This window comes from Glycomyces sp. NPDC021274, assembly GCF_040641195.1.
GTDB lineage: Bacteria > Actinomycetota > Actinomycetes > Mycobacteriales > Micromonosporaceae > Glycomyces.
In genome coordinates this window covers 1-1,580 of record NZ_JBFADC010000053.1, presented here as the reverse complement: position 1 = coordinate 1,580, position 1,580 = coordinate 1, and the positions used below count along the sequence as shown (strand labels likewise).

The 1,580-nt window shown below is 66.5% G+C and carries 1 protein-coding gene; it reads left to right on the top strand.

The window, feature by feature from the left end:
* Positions 1 to 869: 869 nt before the first annotated feature.
* On the top strand, positions 870 to 1,580 hold a 711-nt coding region (locus tag AB0I03_RS26475; RefSeq protein ID WP_360417319.1), incomplete at its 3' end, for a reverse transcriptase domain-containing protein.

Below are 1,580 nucleotides of genomic sequence, written 5' to 3'. Positions count from 1 at the left end.
GTCCAGCGGATCAGCGGAATGCGCGGCCGAGCCGGAGCATCTCCGCCTGCGCGGAGCGGACATCGCCGACGCCGCTGAAATCCTCGTTGAGAGCGGAGCATCTCCGCCTGCGCGGAGCGGACTGGGGGTGCTCATGGCCATCACTGACGGTGAGCGGAGCATCTCCGCCTGCGCGGAGCGGACGCCCTTCAGCCGCATCGTCGTGCCCAGCAGTCGGGAGCATCTCCGCCTGCGCGGAGCGGACGTTCGGTTCTCGCACAGCTTTCGTTTCGTTTGCGCCGTGAGGCGCTGTTGGTTCGAGTGGAGGTGAAAGACCTGCACCAACCTCCTGTCGCAGCAGGTGGGTTGAAGCTGAGGGCAGCCTGATCCGGGTGATGCCGGGTAGGGCGAGAGCGGCCCTGACAAAGCCGGGACGTGACCAGTACTGCCAGATGGGGCGGGTCCGGCAAGCGTGATGGAGAGGAGTACGCGAGGAACCGGCGTTTTACGTCTCTTAAAGTGCCTCCGGCTCGAACCTGGTGGATCTGGGCCGGAAGCGGCGCGTACTCGGGTCATCCTTTCGGGTGGTCTGACAACTCCTGGGTCGGTCTACGAAAGCTGGCCGGGAGGTCACGAGGAATGCCTGCGGCGTACTCGTGGCGATGCCGCAGGGACACAGTCGGGCTCCTACTCCGTCGAGCGAACCACAGTGAACACGGGAACCGTCCCGAACCTCGCCCCGCCACCTGTCTCCAACAGGCTGCCGGGGCTGGGCGCATCGACCGTCGATCGGTTGGGGACGGGGCGGAGCCGCCGTAGTACTCCGAGGCCGGGAGAGCCGGCCGCATGGGGAAGGGCGGCAGCGGTATCGAGAAGGGAAGGACGCTGCAATGCCGGAAGACGCCCCGCCGAATGGCGGAGCTCCGGGCCCTCGGGCCCGGGTACTGGAGATGCAGGCCAAGCTTCACCGTTGGGCGGTGGCCGATCCCGGCCGCCGGTTCGATGACCTGTTCAACTTCGTGCACGATCCGGCGACGCTGTTGGTGGCGTTCGACCGGGTCGCGGGCAACCGGGGAGCCCGAACTCCCGGCGTCGACGGCCTGACCGCCACCGACGTCGAGGAGTCCATCGGTGTCCCCGGATTCCTGAACGACCTGCGGGCCGCCGTCAAGGACGGTTCGTTCCGGCCGTTGCCGGTGCGGGAACGCAGTATTCCCAAGCCGGGAGGCTCGGGGAAGGTTCGCAAGCTCGGGATTCCGACGATCGCGGACCGGGTCGTTCAGGCGGCGCTGAAACTGGTGCTGGAACCGATCTTCGAGGCCGACTTCAAGCCGGTCTCGTATGGGTTCCGGCCCCGACGGCGGGCCCAGGACGCGATCGCCGAGATCCACTATTTCGGCACCCGGGGATATCGCTGGGTGCTGGATGCGGACATCGAGGCGTGCTTCGACTCGATCGATCACACGGCCCTGATGGACCGAGTGCGTCACCGAATGAAGGACAAGCGTGTCCTGATGCTGGTCAAAGCCTTCCTCAAGGCCGGGATTCTTACTGAACTCGGCGAAAGCAAGGAGACGTTGACCGGCACCCCGGAAGGCGGC